Annotated in this window: 23 protein-coding genes; 18 read left to right on the top strand and 5 right to left on the bottom strand. The window is 71.4% G+C overall.

All coding sequences use genetic code 11. The features are described from left to right. Window positions 1-173: 173 nt before the first annotated feature. The 3 genes from E4F61_RS02325 to fghA all read left to right on the top strand — a co-directional run bounded on the left by E4F61_RS02325 (window position 174) and on the right by fghA (window position 4,286). A complete protein-coding gene (locus E4F61_RS02325) occupies window positions 174-2,276 on the top strand; it encodes a TonB-dependent receptor family protein (protein WP_238382768.1) in 2,103 nt (700 codons plus the stop codon). A 73-nt stretch (window positions 2,277-2,349) separates the two neighbouring features. Continuing rightward, on the top strand, window positions 2,350-3,459 hold the full coding sequence (locus tag E4F61_RS02320; protein ID WP_133477947.1) for an S-(hydroxymethyl)glutathione dehydrogenase/class III alcohol dehydrogenase: 1,110 nt from the start codon (window positions 2,350-2,352) through the stop codon (window positions 3,457-3,459). Beyond that, window positions 3,459-4,286: an S-formylglutathione hydrolase gene (gene fghA, locus E4F61_RS02315; protein WP_133477945.1), complete on the top strand. Its 828-nt coding sequence runs from the start codon at window positions 3,459-3,461 to the stop codon at window positions 4,284-4,286. The genes E4F61_RS02320 and fghA overlap by 1 nt, the downstream gene beginning before the upstream one ends. A gap of 12 nt (window positions 4,287-4,298) precedes the next feature. Here the strand turns inward: fghA and E4F61_RS02310 are convergent, their stop codons facing one another. Further along, window positions 4,299-5,636 carry an APC family permease gene (locus E4F61_RS02310; protein WP_162301369.1) on the bottom strand — a complete coding sequence of 446 codons (1,338 nt, stop codon included), beginning with the start codon at window positions 5,634-5,636 and terminating at the stop codon, window positions 4,299-4,301. A gap of 115 nt (window positions 5,637-5,751) precedes the next feature. On the opposite strand from E4F61_RS02310, the gene E4F61_RS02305 reads away from it, so the two are divergent. The 10 genes from E4F61_RS02305 to E4F61_RS02260 all read left to right on the top strand — a co-directional run bounded on the left by E4F61_RS02305 (window position 5,752) and on the right by E4F61_RS02260 (window position 13,145). After that, window positions 5,752-7,065 (top strand): M20 family metallopeptidase, encoded by a 1,314-nt coding sequence (locus E4F61_RS02305; RefSeq protein WP_133477940.1) that lies wholly within the window; start codon window positions 5,752-5,754, stop codon window positions 7,063-7,065. A 4-nt stretch (window positions 7,066-7,069) separates the two neighbouring features. After that, complete coding sequence (queF, locus tag E4F61_RS02300; protein ID WP_133477938.1) at window positions 7,070-7,882, top strand: NADPH-dependent 7-cyano-7-deazaguanine reductase QueF; 813 nt, start codon at window positions 7,070-7,072, stop codon at window positions 7,880-7,882. An 83-nt stretch (window positions 7,883-7,965) separates the two neighbouring features. Continuing rightward, on the top strand, window positions 7,966-8,283 hold the full coding sequence (locus E4F61_RS02295; RefSeq protein ID WP_133477936.1) for a LysM peptidoglycan-binding domain-containing protein: 318 nt from the start codon (window positions 7,966-7,968) through the stop codon (window positions 8,281-8,283). A 12-nt stretch (window positions 8,284-8,295) separates the two neighbouring features. Continuing rightward, window positions 8,296-8,817: a hypothetical protein gene (locus E4F61_RS02290; RefSeq protein ID WP_133477934.1), complete on the top strand. Its 522-nt coding sequence runs from the start codon at window positions 8,296-8,298 to the stop codon at window positions 8,815-8,817. A 100-nt stretch (window positions 8,818-8,917) separates the two neighbouring features. Continuing rightward, window positions 8,918-9,634: a UPF0149 family protein gene (locus E4F61_RS02285; protein WP_133477932.1), complete on the top strand. Its 717-nt coding sequence runs from the start codon at window positions 8,918-8,920 to the stop codon at window positions 9,632-9,634. 127 nt (window positions 9,635-9,761) lie between these two features. Next, window positions 9,762-10,235: a hypothetical protein gene (locus E4F61_RS02280; RefSeq protein WP_133477930.1), complete on the top strand. Its 474-nt coding sequence runs from the start codon at window positions 9,762-9,764 to the stop codon at window positions 10,233-10,235. A 99-nt stretch (window positions 10,236-10,334) separates the two neighbouring features. Beyond that, window positions 10,335-12,134: a DUF885 domain-containing protein gene (locus E4F61_RS02275; RefSeq protein WP_133477928.1), complete on the top strand. Its 1,800-nt coding sequence runs from the start codon at window positions 10,335-10,337 to the stop codon at window positions 12,132-12,134. A gap of 111 nt (window positions 12,135-12,245) precedes the next feature. Then, entirely contained in the window at window positions 12,246-12,623 is a 378-nt protein-coding gene (locus tag E4F61_RS02270) for a hypothetical protein (protein WP_133477926.1), read from the top strand. Then, complete coding sequence (locus tag E4F61_RS02265; protein ID WP_133477924.1) at window positions 12,620-12,883, top strand: DUF5985 family protein; 264 nt, start codon at window positions 12,620-12,622, stop codon at window positions 12,881-12,883. The genes E4F61_RS02270 and E4F61_RS02265 overlap by 4 nt, the downstream gene beginning before the upstream one ends. A 1-nt stretch (window position 12,884) precedes the next feature. Next, window positions 12,885-13,145, top strand: coding sequence for a DUF5985 family protein (locus tag E4F61_RS02260; protein WP_133477922.1), 261 nt, complete (start codon window positions 12,885-12,887; stop codon window positions 13,143-13,145). Here the strand turns inward: E4F61_RS02260 and E4F61_RS02255 are convergent. The 3 genes from E4F61_RS02255 to E4F61_RS02245 are packed head-to-tail and all read right to left on the bottom strand — an operon-like array spanning window position 13,142 to window position 15,943. After that, window positions 13,142-13,777 carry a 2-hydroxychromene-2-carboxylate isomerase gene (locus E4F61_RS02255; RefSeq protein WP_133477920.1) on the bottom strand — a complete coding sequence of 212 codons (636 nt, stop codon included), beginning with the start codon at window positions 13,775-13,777 and terminating at the stop codon, window positions 13,142-13,144. The genes E4F61_RS02260 and E4F61_RS02255 overlap by 4 nt on opposite strands. 8 nt (window positions 13,778-13,785) lie before the next feature. Then, window positions 13,786-14,901, bottom strand: a complete 1,116-nt coding sequence (locus E4F61_RS02250) for a Trm112 family protein (RefSeq protein ID WP_133477918.1) — start codon at window positions 14,899-14,901, stop codon at window positions 13,786-13,788. Between the two features lies 1 nt (window position 14,902). Beyond that, window positions 14,903-15,943 (bottom strand): SPFH domain-containing protein, encoded by a 1,041-nt coding sequence (locus E4F61_RS02245; RefSeq protein WP_133477916.1) that lies wholly within the window; start codon window positions 15,941-15,943, stop codon window positions 14,903-14,905. Between the two features lie 96 nt (window positions 15,944-16,039). Between E4F61_RS02245 and E4F61_RS02240 the strand changes: the two genes are divergently transcribed. After that, on the top strand, window positions 16,040-16,714 hold the full coding sequence (locus E4F61_RS02240) for an XAC2610-related protein (RefSeq protein ID WP_133477914.1): 675 nt from the start codon (window positions 16,040-16,042) through the stop codon (window positions 16,712-16,714). A gap of 135 nt (window positions 16,715-16,849) precedes the next feature. Beyond that, a complete protein-coding gene (locus tag E4F61_RS02235; RefSeq protein WP_133477912.1) occupies window positions 16,850-19,075 on the top strand; it encodes an NADP-dependent isocitrate dehydrogenase in 2,226 nt (741 codons plus the stop codon). Between the two features lie 47 nt (window positions 19,076-19,122). Here E4F61_RS02235 and E4F61_RS14595 read toward each other — a convergent pair whose 3' ends face one another. Beyond that, complete coding sequence (locus E4F61_RS14595) at window positions 19,123-19,290, bottom strand: hypothetical protein (protein ID WP_162301368.1); 168 nt, start codon at window positions 19,288-19,290, stop codon at window positions 19,123-19,125. A 133-nt stretch (window positions 19,291-19,423) separates the two neighbouring features. Here E4F61_RS14595 and E4F61_RS02230 point away from each other — a divergent pair, with 133 nt between their 5' ends. Genes E4F61_RS02230 through E4F61_RS02220 form a run of 3 tightly spaced genes read left to right on the top strand, consistent with a single transcriptional unit; the run spans window position 19,424 to window position 21,406 of the window. Further along, window positions 19,424-20,275, top strand: coding sequence for a class I SAM-dependent methyltransferase (locus tag E4F61_RS02230; protein WP_133477910.1), 852 nt, complete (start codon window positions 19,424-19,426; stop codon window positions 20,273-20,275). Further along, on the top strand, window positions 20,268-20,873 hold the full coding sequence (locus E4F61_RS02225; protein ID WP_133477908.1) for a DUF7010 family protein: 606 nt from the start codon (window positions 20,268-20,270) through the stop codon (window positions 20,871-20,873). Before E4F61_RS02230 ends, E4F61_RS02225 begins: the two co-directional genes overlap by 8 nt. After that, window positions 20,867-21,406, top strand: a complete 540-nt coding sequence (locus E4F61_RS02220) for a pseudouridine synthase (protein ID WP_133477906.1) — start codon at window positions 20,867-20,869, stop codon at window positions 21,404-21,406. The genes E4F61_RS02225 and E4F61_RS02220 overlap by 7 nt, the downstream gene beginning before the upstream one ends. Window positions 21,407-21,445 lie beyond the last annotated feature (39 nt).

The raw sequence follows: 21,445 nt of genomic DNA, 5'->3' as shown, positions 1-21,445 counted from the left end.
TGGCGTCCCCATCCGTTGCGTGTGAGCGGACGCTAGGTCGCGGGTTTTCAAGCGCAGGTGAAAACGGCAGGCGCCGTCGCCGCGCCGGCGCGCGACATTCAGGCGGCGTACGGCCGCCAGGCGCGCGACGACCGCTCACGCACCCGCCGGCGATGCGCGCTTACCCTTCGCCGGTGACCCGACCGATCCCGTTCTGCCTGCTCGCCGTCGCCGGCGTCGCCCAGGCCCAATCCCACGCCGTGCCCACCGACCCCGCGACGCTCGACCGCGTGCAGGTCGTCGCCACGCGCGCGCCGCGCGCGATCGAGCGCACGCCCGCCGCGGTGAGCGTGCTCGACGGCGATGCGCTCGACACCGCGGGCAACGGCGCCACGCTCTCGGAAAAGCTCGCGACCGTGCCGGGCGTACTGGCGCGCACGCGGCAGAACTTCGCGCAGGACGAGCAGGTCTCGATCCGCGGCTTCGGCACGCGCGCGAGCTTCGGCATCCGCAGCGTGCGGCTCTACGTCGACGGCATCCCCGCGACGATGCCCGACGGCCAGGGCCAGGTCTCGCACTTTCCGCTCGGCGACGCCGCGCGCATCGAGTTGCTGCGCGGGCCGTTCGCGGCGCTGTACGGCAACGGCGCCGGCGGCGTGGTGCTGCTGGAGACGGCGGACGGCGGCGCTCCGACGCGCGCGGGCGTCGACGCCTCGATCGGAACCTTCGCGTCCCGCCGGCTCGGCGTGCACCTGCGCGGCGCGGCGGGGGACGTCGACTATGCGATCGGCGCGTCGCGGTTCTCGACCTCCGGCTACCGCGAGCACAGCGCGGCCACGCGCCGCGGCGTCAACGCGAAGCTGGGCCTGCCGCTGGGCGAGGGCCGGTTGACGCTCGTGGCGAATGCATTCGACGCACCGGACACGCTGGATCCGCAGGGGCTCACGCGCGAGCAGGTGGAGGCCGATCCCCGGCAGGCCAGCGCTGGCGCGTTGCGCTTCGACACCCGCAAGAGCGCGCAGCAGGCACAGCTCGGCGCGGTCTACGATCGCGGCGGCCTGCACGTGCTCGCCTACGGCGGCCGGCGGCATGTCGAGCAGGTGCTGTCGACGCCGCCCGAGGCGCAGCGCAGCCCGCTGAGCGCGGGCGGCTGGATCGACCTCGACTCGCCGTTCGCCGGCGTGGATGCGCGCTGGAGCTGGCATCGCGACGTCGCCGCGCGTCCGCTCGACGTGGTGCTCGGCGTCGATCTCGAGCAGCAGCGGCAGTCGCGCCGCGGCTACGAGAACTTCGTGGGCAGCGATGTCGGCATCCGCGGCGCGCGGCGCGCCGAGCAGCAGGACCGCGTGCGCTCGGTCGATCCGTACCTGCAGGCCACGTGGGACCTCTCGCCCGCGTGGAGCGTGAGCGGCGGCCTGCGCGCCAGCCGCGTCACGTTCGAGTCCGACGATGCCTACGTCACCGCCGACAACCCGGACGACAGCGGCCGCGTGCGCTATTCGGCGGTGTCGCCGGTGATCGGCGCGACGTGGCGGCCGGCACGCGGCGTGTCGTTCTACGGCGCGCTGGGCCGCGGCTTCGAGACACCCACGTTCAACGAACTCGGCTACCGCAGCGATGGCGGCAGCGGCCTGAACTTCGCGCTGCGGCCGATGCGCATGCGCAACGCGGAGCTCGGCGCGCGCTTCGCGCGCGGCGGCGTTCGCGGCGAGGTCGCGTTGTTCCAGTCGGACACGCGCGACGAGCTGGTCGTGAACACCAGCATCGGCGGCCGCACCTCGTTCCGCAACGCGGGGCCGACACGGCGACGCGGGATCGAAGGCGCGCTGCGCCTGCCGTTCGGCGACGCGTGGCGGTTCGACCTCGGTGGCACCTGGCTCGATGCCGAATTCCGTTCGACGTTCCCGGCCTGCGTCGGCAGCGGCTGCCGCGCGCCGGTGGCCGATGTCGCGGCGGGCACGCCGCTGACCGGCGTGCCCCGCTCGCAGGCGTTCGCCGCGCTGCGGCGCGGCAGCGACAACGGCCTGCAGTGGCAACTCGATGCGCAGCACGTGGGCGGCGTGGGCGCGACCACCGCCGGCGACGTGCGCACCGACGGCTACACGGTCGTCGGCGCGAGCATCGGCTGGCGCGTGCAGCGCGACCGCGAGCACGGGCGCGTCTACCTCGGCGTCGCCAACCTGCTCGACCGCCGCTACGTCGGCTCGGTCATCGTCAACGATGCCAACGGCCGCTACTTCGAGCCGGGTGCCGGACGCGCGCTCACCCTCGGTGTCGAGTGGAACTGGGGCGACTGAGCCTCACGCCGATGGAACACCGCGGCGCGCACGGGCCGCTACGATGCGGCGTCCCCTTACGGAGCCACCTTCGATGAAATCCCGCGCCGCCGTCGCCTTCGCCCCGGGCGAACCGCTGAAGATCGTCGAGATCGACGTCGCGCCGCCGCGCGCGGGCGAGGTGCTGGTGCGCATCACCCACACCGGCGTCTGCCACACCGACGCGTTCACCCTGTCGGGCGAGGATCCCGAAGGCCTGTTCCCGGTCGTACTGGGTCATGAAGGCGCGGGCATCGTGGTCGAGGTGGGCGAGGGCGTGACGTCGGTGAAGCCGGGCGACCACGTGATTCCGCTCTACACCGCCGAATGTGGCGAGTGCCTGTTCTGCAAGTCCAACAAGACCAATCTCTGCGTGGCGGTGCGCGCGACGCAGGGCCGTGGCGTGATGCCGGACGGTACGTCGCGCTTTTCCTATGAAGGCCAGCCGCTCCATCACTACATGGGCTGCAGCACGTTCAGCGAGTACACGGTGGTGGCCGAGGTCTCGCTCGCGAAGGTCAACCCGGAGGCGAACCCCGAGCACGTCTGCCTGCTCGGCTGCGGCGTCACCACGGGTATCGGCGCGGTGCACAACACGGCCAAGGTGCAGCCGGGCGATTCGGTCGCGGTGTTCGGCCTCGGCGGCATCGGCCTGGCGGTGATCCAGGGCGCGCGGCAGGCGGAGGCCGGCCGGATCATCGCGGTCGACACGAACCCGTCCAAATTCGACATGGCGCGGCAATTCGGCGCGACGGACTTCGTCAATCCGAAGGACTTTGATAAGCCGATCCAGCAGGTGATCGTCGAGATGACCGGCTGGGGCGTCGACCATTCGTTCGAATGCATCGGCAACGTTGAGGTGATGCGCGCGGCGCTGGAATGCGCGCATCGCGGCTGGGGCCAGAGCGTGATCATCGGCGTCGCGGGCGCCGGTCAGGAGATCCGCACGCGGCCGTTCCAGCTGGTGACGGGCCGCAAGTGGATGGGCACGGCCTTCGGCGGCGTGAAGGGCCGCAGCCAGCTGCCCGGCATGGTCGAGGACGCGATGCGCGGCGACATCGAACTCGCGCCGTTCGTGACCCACACGATGCCGCTCGACGACATCAACCGCGCCTTCGACCTGATGCACGCGGGCGAATCCATCCGCAGCGTGGTGCACTACTGATGCAGCGTGTCGAGCGCCACGCGTCCTTCGGCGGCTGGCAGGACGTCTACGAGATCGACTCGGCGACGCTCGGCACGCGCACGCGCGTCGGCGTCTACCTGCCGCCGCAGGCGCTGCAGGGGCCGTGCCCGGTCGTGTACTGGCTTTCCGGCCTGACCTGCAACGAGCAGAACTTCATCACCAAGGCCGGCGCGCAGCGGTGCGCGGCCGAACTCGGGCTGATCCTCGTCGCGCCGGATACGTCGCCGCGCGGCGAGGGCGTGGCGGACGCGGAGTCGTACGACCTCGGCATCGGCGCCGGCTTCTACGTCAATGCGACGCAGGCGCCGTGGAACGCGCACTACCGCATGCACGACTACGTGGTGCACGAGCTGCCGGCTTGGGTGGAAGCGAATTTCCCGGCGAGCGGCGCGCGCGGCATCAGCGGGCATTCGATGGGCGGGCACGGCGCACTGGTGCTGGCGCTGCGCAATCCCGGGCGCTACCGCAGCGTGTCGGCGTTCTCGCCGATCGTCGCGCCGTCGCACGTGCCCTGGGGCGAGAAGGCGTTCACCGCCTACTTCGGCGACGACCGCGGAACCTGGCTCCACTGGGATGCCTGCGCGTTGATCGAGCATGCGCGCGAGCGCCTGCCTCTGCTCGTCGACCAGGGGCTGGCCGACGAATTCCTCGAGTCGCAGCTGCAGCCCGAGCGCCTGCGCGCGGCCTGCGAGGCCGTCGGCCATCCGCTCGACCTGCGCCTGCGCCCGGGCTACGACCACAGCTACTACTTCATCGCGAGTTTCATCGGCGAGCACCTCTCGCACCATGCGGAGATGCTGCGCTGACGGTGGGCGTCGTTACTCCTGCGGCACGGGCGCATGCCCGCGCCGCATCAGGTGCAGCACGCCGTAGACGACCACCAGCACGCCGAGCGAAATCGCGATCGCGCGCCACTCGGCCGGCGCGAGCGTGAACAGGATCGCGGTCATGATCGCCGCCGCGATCAGCGGCACGACGGCGCCGCCCGGCATGCGGAACGGCGTGCCGCGCTCGGCGATGCCGCGCTGCTGCAGGCGCCACGCCGCGAGCGCGACCACCGCGTAGACGATGCAGATCGCGCCGCCCGACACCGCGGCGAGCGCGTCGAAGCTGCCGCGCACGGCAAGGAAGCAGGCCAGCGCGGCATGCGTCGCGAGGCCCAGCAGCGGCACGCGATGGCGCGCGCTGACGCTGCCGAAGGCCGAAGGCAGGTAGCCGTCGCGACCCAGCGCGAACAGCAGGCGCGACGAGCCCAGCAGGTTGCCGAGCAGGAAGCCGCCCATCGACACGCACGCGGTGGCGAGCAGCAGCGTGCGGCCCGCCGGGATGAGCGCGCCCGCGGTGTCCGCCAGCGGCACCTCGCTGGTGGCGAGCGCCGCACCGAGCACGCCCTGGCCGACGATCTGCAGCCCGAGGTACAGCGCGACCACGAGCAGGATCGCCACCACCGTCGCGCGCGGCACGTTCTTCGCCGGATCGCTGAACTCGCCCGACGGCACCAGCGCGGTCTCCATGCCGGAGTAGGCGAACATCACCAGCACCAGCGAGCCACCGAGCGCGTTGATCGACGGCACGTCGGCCGGGCTGAAGCTGATCGCGCTCCAGTCGACGAAGGCGAGCCCGCCGAGCACCAGCAGCACCAGCGGCGCCAGCTTGACGGTGGCCAGCGTGGCCACCGCACGCGCGCCGAGCTTCACGCCGAACGCGTTCAGCACGAACAGCAGCGCGTAGGTGCCGATGATGAACGCGGCCCGCGCGCCGGGCGCGGCGAACGCGGGCTCGAGGTTCGCGACCTGCTCGGCGAACGACGCGGCCACGCCCGCGCTGGAGGCGACGTGGCTGATCCACATCAGCGCACCCGCGACGAAGCCGAAGAACGGCCCGAACGCGACGGAGAGATAGGTGTACGGCCCGCCGGTGGCATGCGTGCGGCTGCCCGCCGCGGCGAAGCACAGGGCGATCGGGATGATCGCGAACGCGCCGACGATCAGCGAGAGCGGCGCGGCGCTGCCGACCTGCGCCGACAGCGCGCCGGGCATGCGGAAGATGCCGCCGCCGACGGTGGAGTTGCTGACGGCCGCGGCGAGCGCGAACACGCCGATCGCACGCACGAGCGCGGCGTCGCCCTGCAGCGGACGGGAAGGGGATGGGGACACGGTCAGCCCGATGAATGGAATCCGTGCCGAGCGTCGCACGATTGCGCGGCGCCGTGCAGCGGACGTGCTGGAACTCTGGAGTAGCATCGACGGCCCGTTTTCCGGATGCCCCCGCATGCGCCTCGCCGTCCTGTCCGCCGCCCTCGTCGCCGCGCTCGCCGCCCCTGCGCCGCAGGCCCGGGCCGCCGCGCGCCCGGAGGTCGACGCCGCCGCGAAGGCCGTGCAGTCGCAGGTGGTGGCCTGGCGCCGCGACTTCCACCAGCACCCCGAGCTGTCCAACCGCGAGGAGCGCACCTCGAAGGCGGTGGCCGACGCGCTGCGCAAGATGGGCCTGACGCCGCGCACGGGCATCGCGCACCACGGCGTGGTCGCGATCATCCAGGGCGGCAGGCCGGGCCCGAAGCTCGCGCTGCGCGCCGACATGGACGCGCTGCCGGTCACCGAGCGCGTCGACCTGCCGTTCGCGTCGAAGGTCACCACCACGTTCAACGGCCAGCAGACCGGCGTGATGCACGCCTGCGGCCACGATGCGCACACGGCGATCCTGCTCGGCATCGCGCAGTCGCTCATGAAGATGCGCAAGGACCTGCCGGGCCAGGTGATGCTGGTCTTCCAGCCCAGCGAGGAAGGCGCACCGGTCGGCGAGGACGGCGGTGCGTCGCTGATGCTGAAGGAAGGCCTGTTCAAAGACTTCAAGCCCGACGCCGTCTTCGGCCTGCACGTGTTCTCGACCGTGCAGGTCGGGCAGATCGCGGTGCGCAGCGGGCCGGAAATGGCGGCGAGCGATCGCTTCAACATCACCGTGAAGGGCCGGCAGACGCACGGCTCGCGGCCGTGGGGCGGCGTTGACCCGATCGTGACCGCGAGCGAGATCGTCACGAGCGCGCAGTCGATCGTGTCGCGCCGCACCGACATCGCGAAGCTGCCGGCGGTCGTCACCTTCGGCGCGATCAACGGCGGCATCCGCTACAACATCATTCCCGACGACGTGAAGCTGATCGGCACCATCCGCACCTTCGACGAAGGCATGCGCCAGAAGGTGTTCGCCGACCTCAGGAACGTGGCCGAGCACGTCGCTGCCGCGCACGGCGCGACGGTCGAGGCGAACGTGCCGGATACCGAGGGCAACCCGGTCACCTACAACGATCCCGCGCTGACCGCGCGCATGCTGCCGAGCCTGGAGGCGGTGGTCGGCGACGCCAACGTGATCGAGCCGCCGCTGCAGATGGGCGCCGAGGATTTCTCGTACTACGCGAAGGAAGTGCCCGGCCTGTTCTTCTTCGTCGGCGCGACCGCCCCGGGCGTCGATCCGGCCACCGCGCCCGGCAACCATTCGCCCGAGTTCAAGCTGGACGAGCAGTCGCTCGACGTCGGCCTGCGCGCGATGCTGCAGGCCACGCTCGACTACCTCGAGGCGCCGAAGGCCTGACGCCATGACCGACGCTTCGATTCCGCTCGGCCGCCACGTCGAGTACCCGGCGACCTACGACGCCTCGCTGCTGTTCCCGATCCCGCGCGCGCAGGGCCGCGCCGGGCTCGGCATCGACGCGCCGCTGCCCTTCATCGGCCACGACCGCTGGCACGCCTACGAGCTGTCCTGGCTCGACGGCAGCGGCAAGCCGCACGTGGCCACCGCGACGATCGGCGTGCCCGCCGACACGCCGAACCTGATCGAATCGAAGTCGCTCAAGCTCTACCTCAACTCGTTCAACGCGACGGTGTTCGACACCTACCAGGAGGTGCGCGAGCGCATCGCGGGCGACCTCTCGCGGGTGGCGGGCGGCACGGTGTCGGTCAACTTCGGGTTGCCGCCGATCGACCGCCGGCGCTCGGCGATCCTCATCGATACGGTCGAGACCGAGATCACCACCTACGGCCCGCCGGATGCCGGCCTGCTGGCGCTGCGCGAGCCGGTGGACATCGTCGAGGAGACGCTGACCAGCGAGCTGCTCAAGTCGAACTGCCCGGTCACCGGCCAGCCCGACTGGGCGCGGCTGACCGTCACCTACCGCGGCGCGGCGCTCGACCGCGCGGCGCTGCTGCGCTACCTCGTGTCGTTCCGCGACCACTGCGAGTTCCACGAGCAGTGCGTCGAGCGCATCTTCGTCGACCTGATGACCGCGGCGCGCCCGCTGATGCTGTCGGTGGAAGCCCGCTACACCCGGCGCGGCGGCCTGGACATCAACCCGTGGCGGGCGACGGCAGGCGTGCCCGCGCCTGCGGCGGCGCGCGACGAACGGCAATGATGTAAGCGGCGGTTCACGGCGGGCAACCGCCGCCTTAACAACTACGGTGAGACCGTGGCGCCACCCGTGACAGGTGGACCGCCATGACCCCGCAGACCCCCGACTTCTCCAACGTGCGCAGCGGCAGCTCCTCGGTGCCGGCGTCGCAGTCGCAGCCCGACTTCTCGAACGTGCAGGGCGGCACGAGCACGGTGAGCGGTGGCGGCGGCACGGGCCAGGTCGCCGGCGCGCAGCACTACACCGTGCAGAAGGGCGACACGCTCTCGCACATCGCGCACCACTTCTACGGCAAGGCGAGCCACTGGCACGCCATCTTCGACGCCAATCGCGACCAGATCGACGACCCCGACCTGATCCGTCCCGGACAGGTGCTCGTCATCCCCGCCCAAGACAACCGCTGACTGGAGACCGCCATGGCCCATCCGACCGCCCGCCTCCTCGCCGTCGCGCTGCTCGCATCGACCGCGCTCGTGGCCTGCAAGAAGCACGACGAGACGCCGCCGGCCACCGCGCCCGCACCCGCCTCGACCGGCACCGACACCGGCCTGCCGCCGGCCGCACCCGCACCGATGCCGTCCACGCCGGCCCCCGCCGCGGGCGACGTCATCAGCGACGTCCAGCTCGGCACGTCGGTGGGCGCCGACAACCGCGTCGCCAGCCCGATGACCTCGTTCGGCACCAAGGACACGCTGTACGCCTCGGTGACCACCGCGGCCAATGCGACCGGCAAGCTCGGCGCGCGCTGGACCTACCTCGGCGCCGACGGCATGGCCACGCCCACCGAGGTCGACACCCAGACCAAGGATCTCGCCGGCGCCGCCGCCACCCACGAATTCCACGTGAGCAAGCCCGACGGCTGGCCGGCCGGCAAGTACCGCGTCGAGATCACCCACGACGGCACCGTCGTGCAGACGCGCGATTTCGACGTGCGCTGACACCCCTTCGACTCTCTCCGGCGCGGCTTCAGCCGCGCTTTTTTTTCGCCTCGCGACGGCGCGGGCACTACCATGGCCGCCCCCCGTGCCGAGCACCGCCATGAAAGTCGCCCCGCCCCTCAGCGATGCCCAGATCGAGCAGCTGGCCGAACTGCTCGACCGGCGCGCGGTGCCCTTCAAGGGCTTCAACCTCGAAGCGCTGGACGGCTACCTGACCGCGATCGCGCTTTCGCCGGACACGATCCCGTTCGAGGAATGGGAACCGCAGGTCTGGGGCTCGCCGCCGCGCTGGGCGGACGAGGACGAGGCGCGCGAGGTGCGTGCGCTGCTCGCCACCCACGCCGCGACCGCCGAGCAGCGCGTGCGCCACGGCGACGAGGACCTGCCCGACACCTACGCGCCGCTGCTGTGGCTGCCGGAAAACCTCGACGAGCACGAGGACGACGAGCTCGACGTCGGCCGCGACTGGGCGATGGGCTTCTTCGCCGGCGTCGAACTGCGCGAGGCCGCGTGGGAGAAATGGCTCGACGAGAACGACTGGATCGAGGAGATCTTCGACCTGCTCGATCGCCTCGCGAGCGGAGAGATCATCGGCGAGGATCCGACCGCCGAAGGCACGCCGCTGGAGTACAAGCAGCGCCTGGAGATCATCGGCAGCCTGCCCGGCATGCTCAACGACCTGCACCACCACCGCATCGAGGCGCTGACGCCGCGCGAACCGGTGCGCCGCGAGGCCACGCCGGAGCGCAACGCGCCGTGCCCCTGCGGCAGCGGGAAGAAGTACAAGAAGTGCTGCGGCGCGACGACCGCCACCTGATCGCGGCCTGACACCGCACCGCGACGCCCCCGTCGCGGTGCGCATCCGACGGTCGACCGCGCGCCGAACACGCGCGCGCAACGACGGCCGCGCTACAAGGGTCCACGCCCTTCACCGGACGTCGCCCATGCGCCGCATCGCCTTCCTGCCCGTTCTTCTCCTGCTCGGCGCCTGCGCGACGACTGCGCCGATCGACGCCACGTCGGTGGTCGGGCGCTGGCGTTGCGGGCCCACCACGCTGCACGGCAGCGGTTTCGACGTCGCGGTCTCGACCGACAGCACCTACCAGGCCGATCGCCGTTTCCAGACCGTCACGCGCTCGGTGATCACGCGGCCCGGCCACGCGCCGGTCACCACGCAGGACCGCGCCGAAGGCACGTGGTCGCTCACCGGCGACGTGCTGCGCACCACCGTGCAACGGGTGACCTTCCTGTCCTCGTCCGATCCCGGCATCAGCGTGGGCGAAGGCCAGCGCCTGCAGGACGCGCAGCTCAAGCGCCGTGCGGTGTACGAGACGCGACTGCAGCGCATCGATGCGGCGCACTGGACCACCTCGCCGGTCGACGGCGGCGGCGACCGCGCGAGCTGCACGCGCGGCTGAGCGCCGACGCGCGCATACCCGGGCGTCCTGACGCACCGCGGCGGGCCGGCGGCGGCGCCGACGCTTATGCTGGCGGCTTCATCGCCTGCCGGAGCCGCCATGCGCGCGTCGATCCTCGCCCTCGCCGTCACCCTCGTCCTCGCGGGCTGCCAGTCCGCCCCGGTCGCGCCCGAGGCACCGCCCGCCGTGACGGCGCCGTCGCAGACCGCCGACGCCCGCTTCCAGGCGATCACGAACGACTGGCTCGACGGCTGGATGCGCCTCAACCCGGTCGCCGCCACGCAGCTGGGCGACCACCGCTTCGACGACCGCCTGGACGATCTGTCCGCGACGGGCCGGCAGCAGCTCGTCGACTTCAGCACGCGGATGCTCGCGCGCCTCGACGCGATCGACCGCACGCAGCTCTCGCGCGAGAACCAGGTCGACGCGCTGATCCTGCGCAACCAGTTGCAGGGCGATATCTGGAACATGCAGACGTTCCAGAGCTGGGCCTGGGATCCGCAGGTCTACAGCGGCCTCGCCGGCGGCGCGATCTACAACCTGATGGCGCGCGAGTTCGCGCCGATGCCGCAACGCCTGAAGTCCGCCACCGCGCGCATGGAGCAGCTGCCCGCGCTGTTCGCGCAGATGCGCGCCAACCTCGATCCCGCGCGGGTGCCGCTGATCCACGCGCAGACGGTGGCCAAGCAGAACGCCGGCGTGCTGCAGCTGGTCGACGAGTTCATCGCGCCCAACGCCGACAAGCTGACCGGTGCGGATCGCTCGCGCCTCGACGCCGCCGTCGCCGCCCTGCGCACCGCCGTCGCCGAGCAGCAGGCATGGCTCGACAAGACGCTCGTGCCGAACGCGAAGGGCGATTTCCGCATCGGCCGCGAGCTCTACGACCAGAAGCTCAAGTTCGCGCTGATGTCCTCGCTCTCGCGCGAGGAGATCGGCAACCGTGCCAAGGCCGAGCTCACCCGCGTGCGCGGCGAGATGTACGGCATCGCGCAGCAGGTACTGAAAGGCAGGAAGGGCGCGCCCGCGCTGCCGGCCAACCCCACCGACGCGCAGCGCCAGAAGGCCATCGAGGCCGCGCTCGAGCTCGCCTACCGCGAGCATCCGACGCGCGAGGGCGTGGTCGACGCCGCCAAGGCCGCGCTGGCGCAGGCCACGCAGTTCGTGCGCGACAAGAACCTCGTCACGGTGCCCAACGATCCGGTCAAGATCATCCTGATGCCGGAGTTCCAGCGCGGCGTCGCGGTCGCGTATGCCGATTCGCCCGGCCCGCTCGACAAGGGCCTGGACACCTACTTCGCGATCTCGCCGATCCCGGACGACTGGACCAAGGCGCAGACCGAATCGTTCCTGCGCGAATACAACTCGCGCATGATCCACCTGCTCACCATCCACGAGGCGATGCCGGGGCATTACCTCGAGGGCGCGTACTCGGCGCGCTACCCGTCGCCGCTGCGCGGCGTGCTGCGCTCGGGCCTGTTCGCCGAGGGCTGGGCGGTCTACACCGAGAACCTGATGACCGACGCGGGCTACATGGACAACGACCCGCTGTTCCGCCTCGTGCAGCTCAAGTTCTACCTGCGCACGATCGGCAACGCGATCCTCGACCAGGGCGTGCACGTCGACGGCTGGAGCCGCGATCAGGCGATGCGCCTGATGATGCACGACACCTTCCAGCAGGAACGCGAGGCGGCGGGCAAGTGGGTGCGCGCGCAGCTCAGCTCCGCGCAGCTGCCGACCTACTTCGTCGGCGTGCAGGAGCAGTACGACACGCGCAAGGCGGTGGAAGCGAAGGAAGGCGCGGCGTTCAACCTCAAGGCCTACCACGACAAGGTGCTGAGCTACGGCGCGCCGCCGGTGCGTTTCGTGCGCGAGCTGATGCTCGACCAGCCGATCGAGTGACCGGTCGTCCGGCCCGCCGGCGTCGCCGGCGGGTCGGCATGCGGGCCTTGCACGGATGTCCAGTCCGATCAAGGCCTTGCATCATCGGGACCCGCGGGGGAGCATGACCCCATGGCTGCTGCACCGCTGGCGCCCGACCTTCGCCGGTTCGTGGCCGCCAAGATCCACTCGGTTCCGATGCTCGAGGCGCTGCTCCTGCTGCACGGTCGCGATGGCGACTGGACGCGGAGCGAACTCGCCGGGCGCCTGTACCTGCCCGATGCGCGCATCGACACGCTGGTGCGCGACCTCTGCCGCGAGCAGCTCGCGCGCGTCGAAGGCGACACGGTGCGCTACGCGCCCGCCGATCCCGCGATCGCGGCGCTGGTCGACCAGCTCGCGGCGACGTACAGCCGGCACGTCGTGGCAGTGACCGAGATCATCCATTCAGGACTGGAGCGCAAGGCGCGCGACTTCGCCGACGCCTTCGTGCTGCGGAGGGACGAATGAACGCCACGATCTATGCCCTGTGCGCGCTGGCCGCGATGGTCTGCGCGGTGATGCTCGGCCTCGGCGCGCGCCGGTCGCGCTCGCGCATGCTGGTGTGGAGCGCGATCTGCTTCGGCCTGCTGGCGGTGGCGAACATCGTGCTGTTCCTCGATTTCGTCGTCTTCCCCGGGCCGGACGTGCGCCTGTGGCCACTGCGGCAGGGCCTGTCGCTGCTCGCGGTCGGCAGCCTGGTCTACGGCCTGATCGTGGAGGACCGCTGACATGCAGCTGTTCCTGCTCGGCATGATCTGCATGGGCTCGGCGGTGGCCGGCCTGCTGTTCCTGCGCTTCTGGCGCACCGGCCGCGACCGCCTGTTCCTGTGGTTCGCCTCGGCGTTCTTCCTCGAGGCGGTCAACCGCGCGGCGTTCGCCTGGCAGGGCGCGCGCGACGAGGCCACGGCGCCCTACCTGGTCGCGCGGCTGGTGTTCTTCCTGCTGATCTTCATCGGCATCGTCGACAAGAACCTGCGCAGCCGGCGCTAGCCCGCGCGCGGCGTGCGCGCGACGCCGACCGGAAGCTGCGCCACGCGCGCCATCTCGCCCTGCTCGAACGCGGCGGGATCGCGACGCCAGTCCTCGAACATCGCCGTCGCGTCCTCGCCCCAGAACACCTCGCCGTCGGCGACGAGCGTGGGCACGCCGAACACGCCGTCGGCCACGGCCGCCTCGAAGTTCGCCTGCAACCGCGCCTTCACCGCGGGAGCCGCGATCGCGGTCGCCGCATCCAGCCCGAGGCGCTCCGCGACGGGCGCGAGCGATGCGGCGTCGTCGCCGCGCAGGCCGTCGCGCCAGAGGTGGTCGAAGATCGCGTCGATCGCGGCATCGCTGCACCCCGCCGCGATGCACAGCCGCAACGCGGCGAGCGGATTGAACGGATGCGCGGGCGGGAAACGCAGCGGGACACCGCGCTCGCGTGCCCGCCAGACCACGTGGCGATAGGTGAACCGGCGCTTGTCCGGCATCTCCGCCGGGCCCTTGTGCTCGAGCCGCTGCAGCAGGCCGGCGACCAGGATCGGGCGGTACTCGATCGCCTGCGTACGTGCGAGCTCGCGGATGCGCGCGCGCTGCAGGTAGGCGAAGGGCGAGATGAAGTCGAAGTACCAGCGGATCGTCATGACGGCCCTCAGCGCGCGTTGTCCAGCCAGATGTATGCGATCACCACGACCAGCGCGGCGATCACCGCGAGCGCGATCTTGATCGCGCTGTACGGCCGTTGCCCCGCGATCGCCCCCGTGTAGCCGTTCACGAGCAGCTGGAACGCGCGGCGCCCATAGGTGTAGCTGACCAGCCACACCGGCATCAGCACGTGCTTGAAGGTGCGGCCGCGGTAGGTCGCGTGCACCTCGAGGTTGCGCTGCGTGTCGCCCGGCACCTGCGCGGCGCACAGTTCGCGCACGGCGCGCTCCATGTCGGCCATGTTGAGGTCGGCGGCCTGCCGCAGGTCGACCTGGTAGCGCTCCACCGTCCAGCCGCGCACGAACTCGGGCGCATAGGCCTGGAGGTCGGTGGTGGTGGGGAATGGTGCGATCTTCTGCAGGAGGTCCGCATGCGCGCCTTCGCTGCCCGGCACCAGCGCATCGTCGAAGTAGTGGTCGAGCTCGCCGGACGCCGGCTCCCAGCGGATGTGCCGGACCTGCTGCGTCTCCCAGCGCCCGTTCCGCAGGACGCGCTCGCTCGTGTAGTAGTAGTGGCCCGCCTCGGCGGTCCAGGCCGCGTGCACCTGCGCGTCGAATGTCCAGTACGGGAGGTACACGCCGCGCAGCGTGTCGGTGAGCGCGACGCGCTTGAGCTTGTTCGGCGCGAACCAGCGCGTGCCGTACCAGCGCCGGATCGATTCGCGCACCTGCGTGTCGGTGATGCGGAAGGGCAGCAGGCTCTGCGGCGTGATCGCTTCCTTCAGCGCGGCGTACGGCACGATCGCCGGCGACCCGCAGAACGCGCAGCGATCGGCGACGCGATCGGCATCGAATACGCTGATCGCGCGGCAGCTCTGGCACTGCACCTCGCGCCGCGCATCGCCGTAGCCGCGCCCGCCGTCGTCGGCCTTCGCCAGCGCCTGCGTGAGGTCGAGCTCGGCGATCGCGGGTGCGGCGTCGCCCGGCTTCCACGGCGCGACCGTGCCGCAGTACGGGCAGACCAGCGCCTGCTTCGCGGCGTTCCACTCGAGGTCGCCCCCGCAGTCGGGGCAGGCGCGCTTGTCGAGCGTGGCGTGCGCGAGGTCCGGGACGACGTCGACCACGTCAGGCGCCGCGCAGGTACTCGTCCAGCGACGCGCGCGCGATGCGCCACGCGCTGCCGATCTTGCGGCCCTTCAGCTCGCCCTTCTCCAGCGCGGCGACGACGTCCTCGGCCGACACGCCGAGCGCCTGCGCGGCCTGCTCGGGCGTGAGCACGTCGAGCGGCGGCACGGTGGCCGCAGGCGTCGACGCGGTCGCGCCCATGCCCTGCGCCATCTGCTGCGCCATCGCGAAGCCGATCGCCATTTCGGCGGGCGCCGCGGCCACGCTGCCGCCGCCCTGGCCCATCGCACCGGCCATCTGGAACTTCACGTAGTCGTTGAGGTTGCCCACCGCCGCCATGCCCGAGCGTCTGTCGATCGCCTGCTCGACCTCCGGCGGCACCGACACGTTCTCGACCACGAACGCGGTGATCTCCAGCCCGTACTTGCCCTGCATGATCGGGTTGACCACCGGCAGCAGCGCGTCGCCGAGCTCACCGTAGCGCGTGGCGATGTCGAGCGCCGGGATCTTCGCCGTCGCCAGCGCCTCGGTGAACACGCTGACGATGCGCGAGCGCATCGTGTCGGCGAACTCGTCGAGGCGGAAGTTCTGGTCGGTGCCGGCGACCTCGCGCAGGAACTTCGGCGCGTCGACGATGCGGAAGTCGTAGGTGCCGAACGCGCGCAGCCGCACGAGGCCGAAGTCGGCGTCGCGCATCATCACCGGGTTCGCGGTGCCCCACTTGTTGCCGGTGAACAGGCGCGTGTTGAGGTAGTAGACGTCGCACTTGAACGGCGACTCGAAGCCGTATTTCCAGCCGAGGATCCGCGACAGGATCGGGATGTTCTCGGTCTTCAGCGTGTGCTTGCCGGGCCCGAACAGGTCGGCGAACTGGCCGGCGGCGACGAACTGCACCGCCTGGCTGTCGCTCACGATCAGCTGCGCGCCGTTCTTGATCTCGCGGTCCTCGTCGGGGAAGCGCCAGGCCAGCGTGTCGCGCGAGTCGTCGGTCCATTCGATGATCTCGATGGCCTGGCCCTTGATGAAATCCAGAACGCCCATGTCCTGCTCCTGCGACGGGTTTGGCGCGGCGCGCCGGTCGGAGCGATTCTAGGCAGGCGCGGCGGCGGCGACACGTGCCGCCCGGGAGGCCTTGCGATGACCCTGTCGTACGTCGTGCTGGCGCTCGCGATCGCCGGCGGCTGGACCGAACGCGCGGCATCGCCGCGGTTCGACGTGCGCGTGTCGATCCACGCGCGGTGCGCACCGGGCCAGGTGCGCGACGACTGCCCGCGCACGCTCGTCGCCGACGTCCTGCCGCGTGGCGGCGCGCGACCGCAGCGCCTACGCGGTGCGTTCCCCGAGGCCGCGCGCGACGTCGCGCGCCCCGACGTGCTGCGCGTGGCCGACCTCGATTTCGACGGCTTCGACGACCTCGCGCTCTGCACCGGCCGCGACGCGCTCGGCGGCGCGCCGTCCTACACCGTCTACCGCTACCGCCCGGCACGCGGGCGCTTCGAGGTCGATCGCGCGCTCGGTGCGCTGCAGGCGCGGTCGTCGGGCTTCTTCGACGTCGACCGCGCGCGGCGTCGCCTGCGCCTGGAGGCGCACGGCGGCAGCGGCCGCACGACCGCCGAATACGGCTGGCACCGCGACCGGCCGCTCAGGCTGCGCGAGGCGACCGTCGACGCCAGCGACGGGCGACGCGTTCGGCTCGTGCTCGGCGAACGCATCGGCGGGCACTGGCGCGAGCGGCGCTGGACACGGGCACTCGACGCCGATTGGCCGGCCGCCTTCGTCGCCGCCGAAGCGGCCATGCGGCGCGGTCACTGACGGCAGCCGCGGACACAGCGGTCCGCCCGCGCTTTTGCCGCCCCCGGCGCGAACCGCGACAATGCGCGATCCCGCGATCCCGCATCGCCCCCGGCCCGGCGCCCCGCGTCGTCGCCCCGATTCCGCGAGTGCCCCATGTCGACCCAGAAGATCCTCTACACGCTCACCGACGAAGCCCCGTACCTCGCCACGCAGTCGTTGCTGCCGATCGTGGAGGCCTTCGCCGGCGCGGCCGGGGTGGCGGTGGAGACGCGCGACATCTCGCTGGCCGCGCGCATCCTCGCGCAGTTCCCGCAGGAGCTCGGCGACAGGGCGGTGAGCGATGACCTCGCCGAGCTCGGCCAGCTGGCGACCACGCCGGACGCCAACATCATCAAGCTGCCGAACATCTCGGCGTCGGTGCCGCAGCTCAAGGCGGCGATCAAGGAGCTGCAGGCGCACGGCTACGCGCTGCCCGATTACCCGGAAGAGCCGTCCAGCGACGCGGAGCGCGACGTCAAGGCACGCTACGACCGCGTCAAGGGCAGCGCGGTGAACCCGGTGCTGCGCGAAGGCAACTCCGACCGCCGCGCGCCGGCCTCGGTGAAGGCGTTCGCACGCAAGCATCCGCACCGCATGGGCACGTGGTCGAAGGATTCGAAGTCGCACGTCGCGCACATGGACGGCGGCGACTTCTACGGCAGCGAGACGTCGACGACGCTCAAAGCGCCGACGCAGGTACGCATCGAATTCGTCGGGGCCAACGGCAGCTCGCAGCAGCTCAAGGCGCCATTCGCGCTGCAGGCCGGCGAGGTGATCGACACCGCGGCGATGAACACCACGAAGCTGGCGCGCTTCATCGACGCGCAGATCGACGATGCCAAGGCGCAGGGCGTGCTGTTCTCGCTGCACCTGAAGGCCACGATGATGAAGGTCAGCGACCCGATCATGTTCGGCGTCGCGGTCAAGCGCTTCTACCGCGCCGCGCTGGAGAAGCACGCCGCCGCGCTCGAGCGCATCGGCTTCGATGCCAACAACGGCATCGGCGATCTGTACGCGCGCCTGTCGCAGCTCGACGAGCCGACGCGCCTGGCGATCGAGTCGGACCTGCAGTCGGTCTACGACGCGCGCCCGGCCGTGGCGATGGTCAACTCCGACAAGGGCATCACCAACCTGCACGTGCCGTCGGACGTGATCGTCGACGCATCGATGCCGGCGATGATCCGCGACGGCGGCGGCATGTGGAATGCCGAGGGCAAGCTGCAGGACGCGAAGGCGATCATCCCCGACCGCTCGTACGCCGGCATCTACCAGGCGGTGATCGAGGACTGCAAGGCGAACGGCGCATTCGACCCGGCCACGATGGGCTCGGTGCCGAACGTCGGCCTGATGGCGCAGAAGGCCGAGGAATACGGCTCGCACGACAAGACCTTCCAGCTGCCGGCGGCGGGCACCGTGCGCGCGGTCGATGCGAACGGCGACGTGCTGCTCGAGCAGGCGGTCGAAGCGGGCGACATCTTCCGCATGTGCCAGACCAAGGACGCGCCGATCCGCGACTGGGTCGGCCTGGCCGTGAGCCGCGCGCGCCTGTCGAACACGCCGGCGGTGTTCTGGCTGGATGCGACCCGCGCGCACGACCGCGAGCTGATCGCGAAGGTCGAGCAGTACCTCAAGGAGTTCGACACGTCGGGACTCGACATCCGCATCCTGTCGCCGGTCGATGCGATGACGTTCTCGCTCGAGCGCATCCGCAAGGGCCAGGACACGATCTCGGTTACCGGCAACGTGCTGCGCGACTACCTCACCGACCTGTTCCCGATCATGGAGCTCGGTACGTCCGCGAAGATGCTTTCGATCGTGCCGCTGATGGCGGGCGGCGGCCTGTTCGAGACCGGCGCCGGCGGTTCGGCGCCCAAGCACGTGCAGCAGTTCGTCGAGGAGAACTACCTGCGCTGGGATTCGCTGGGCGAGTTCCTCGCGCTGGCCGCCTCGCTCGAACACCTTGCCCAGCACGCGAAGAACCCGCGCGCGCAGGTGCTGGCCGATGCACTCGACGTCGCCAACGGCCGCATCCTCGACGAGAACCGGTCGCCGGCGCGCAAGGTCGGTGAGCTCGACAACCGCGGCAGCCACTTCTACCTCGCGCAGTACTGGGCGCAGGCGCTGGCCGACCAGACCAAGGACACCGAGCTCGCCGCGCGCTTCGCACCCGTGGCGAAGGCGCTGACGGAGAACGAGGCGACCATCCTGCGCGAGCTGGTTGAGGTGCAGGGCCGCGGCGTCGACATCGGCGGTTACTACCAGCCCGACCTCGGCAAGGTGGCGGCGGCGATGCGCCCGAGCCCGACGCTCAACGCGGTGATCGACGGCCTGCGCGGCTGAGGCCCGTCGCCGGGCGGGGCGTCCGCTGCCTCCGCCCGGCGTCCGCCTCACTCGAAGAAGTACTCCTCGAATTCCTGGTCGACGGTGTCGGCGGCCGGGGCCTCGCCGGGCGCGGCGTGGACGCGGGCCGGTCGCCACGGCGCGGCGTGCCCGAAGACCGGCCAGTGCCCGGGCGAGAAGACGGCGGCGGGGTCGTGTTCGTCGTCGAGGGGCATGGCGCGGTTCCGTGTCGGATCCACGCCAGCCTGGCGCGCCCGCATGACAGGCCGATGCCGACCGCGTGTCGATTCGAAGGCGGCCGTGCGCTGGCGGTAAGCTCGCGGCCACCCGTCGCTACCGGAAGCCGCCATGCGCCCGCTCCTGCTCGCCGTGCTGTCGTCGTCCCTGCTCCTCGCCGGCTGCGCCAGCACGCCGGCCGATACCGCGCCCTCGATGGTCGCCAACGGGACGGGCGCCGCGCTCGACGAGGCGATCGCCGGCGCGTGGCGCGACCCCGCCAACGTAGCGCGCGATGCCTGGCGCCATCCGAAGCAGACACTGAGCTTCTTCGGCGTGCGCGGCGACCAGACCGTCATCGAGATCACGCCGTCGCCGGGTTGGTACAGCGAGATCCTCGCGCCCTACCTGCGTGGGAACGGCCAGTACGTCGCCGCGGTGGTCGATCCGGCCTCGCAATCGAACGAGAAGTCGCGCGCCTACTACGCCAAGAACCGCGACGTGCTCGCACAGAAGTTCGCCGCGGATCCCGCGCATTACGACCGCGCGCGCATCGTCGGCTTCGATCCGAAGGCGCCGGTGTTCGGCCCGGCCGGTTCGGCCGACGTCGTGCTGACCTTCCGCAACGTGCACAACTGGCGCATGGCCGGCACCGCGCCGTCGATGTTCAAAGGCTTCTACGACGTGCTCAAGCCCGGCGGCGTGCTCGGCGTGGTCGAGCACCGCGCGAAGGCGGACGTCGCCGCCGACGACAAGTCCGGCTACGTCGGCCAGCAGCAGGTGATCGCGATGGCTCAGGCCGCCGGCATCGTGCTCGACGGGCAGAGCGAGGTCAACGCGAACCCGCGCGATACCAAGGACCATCCCGGCGGCGTGTGGATGCTGCCGCCGACCAACCAGCACGACGCCAAGGACGACGCGAAGTACAAGGCGATCGGCGAGAGCGATCGCATGACGCTGCGCTTCGTCAAGCCGCGTGCCTGAGGCGTTGCCGGGCTGGGCGGCGCGCGTGCCGCTCGGCATCGCGCGCGCGCGGCTGGTCGCGATCACCCGCCGCGGCGTCGGCATGACGCTGGCCTCGGCCGCGTTCTGGCTGGCGGTGGCGGGCGTCGCGCGGTTCGCGGGCCTCGATCCGACGCCGCTCGGCGTGTGCTTCCTCGTCGGCGGTGCGCTGGTGTACCCCGCCGGCTGGCTGTGCAACCGCGCGTTCGGCGGCGACCTCACCGCGCGCGGCAGCGAGCTGCGCGGGCTGGTGGGGGCCCTCACGGTGGGGCAGATGCTCGGCTGGCCGCTGCTGGTCGCGCTGCTGTGGCTGCGCACCGACCTCGTCGCATTCGCGCTGGCGGCGTCGCTCGGCGCGCATTTCCTGCCCTACGGCTGGCTGTACCGCGCGCCGGCGTACCACGCGCTGGGCGTCGCGAGCGTGGCGACGGGCGCGGCGCTGCAGGCCGGGGCGACGTCGGTCGCGAACGTGGCGATCCCCGCGGCGATGGCGGCGCTGTATCTCGCCGCGGGCATCGTGGTGTGGCGCCAGAACCGCCGCGACGCCGCGGACGCCCGGATTTCCGCCTCCGCATGCTGATCGCCTTCAACAAGCCCTACGGCGTGCTCTGCCAGTTCACCGATCGCAGCACGCCGCCGCGGCCGACGCTCGCGGGCTTCGGGCTGCCGCCGGACGTCTACCCGGCCGGCCGCCTCGACCACGACAGCGAGGGCCTGCTGCTGCTCACCGACGACGGCGCGCTCGCGCACCGCCTCACCGACCCGCGCCACAAGCAGCCCAAGACCTACCTCGTGCAGGTGGAGGGCGAGCCGCAGCCCGCGCAACTCGAGGCGTTGCGGCGCGGCGTCGAACTCACCGACGGACCGACCCGTCCGGCGCAGGCGCGCCGCGTCGACGCGCCGCCGCTGTGGCCGCGCGACCCGCCGGTGCGGTTCCGCAAGACGGTGCCCGATGCATGGCTCGAGATCATCATCACCGAGGGCCGCAATCGCCAGGTGCGGCGCATGACCGCCGCGGTCGGGCTGCCCACGCTGCGGCTCGTGCGCGTGGCGATCGGCGCGCATCGGCTCGGCGAACTCGCGCCCGGCGCGTGGCGTCGCCTCGACGCGTGAAGGAGGCGGTGAATCGTTCACCGAAACTGAATAGGTCTC

Source organism: Cognatilysobacter segetis (assembly GCF_004359965.1).
Taxonomy (GTDB): Bacteria; Pseudomonadota; Gammaproteobacteria; order Xanthomonadales; family Xanthomonadaceae; genus Cognatilysobacter; species Cognatilysobacter segetis.
This window is presented reverse-complemented; position numbering and strand designations above follow the sequence as displayed.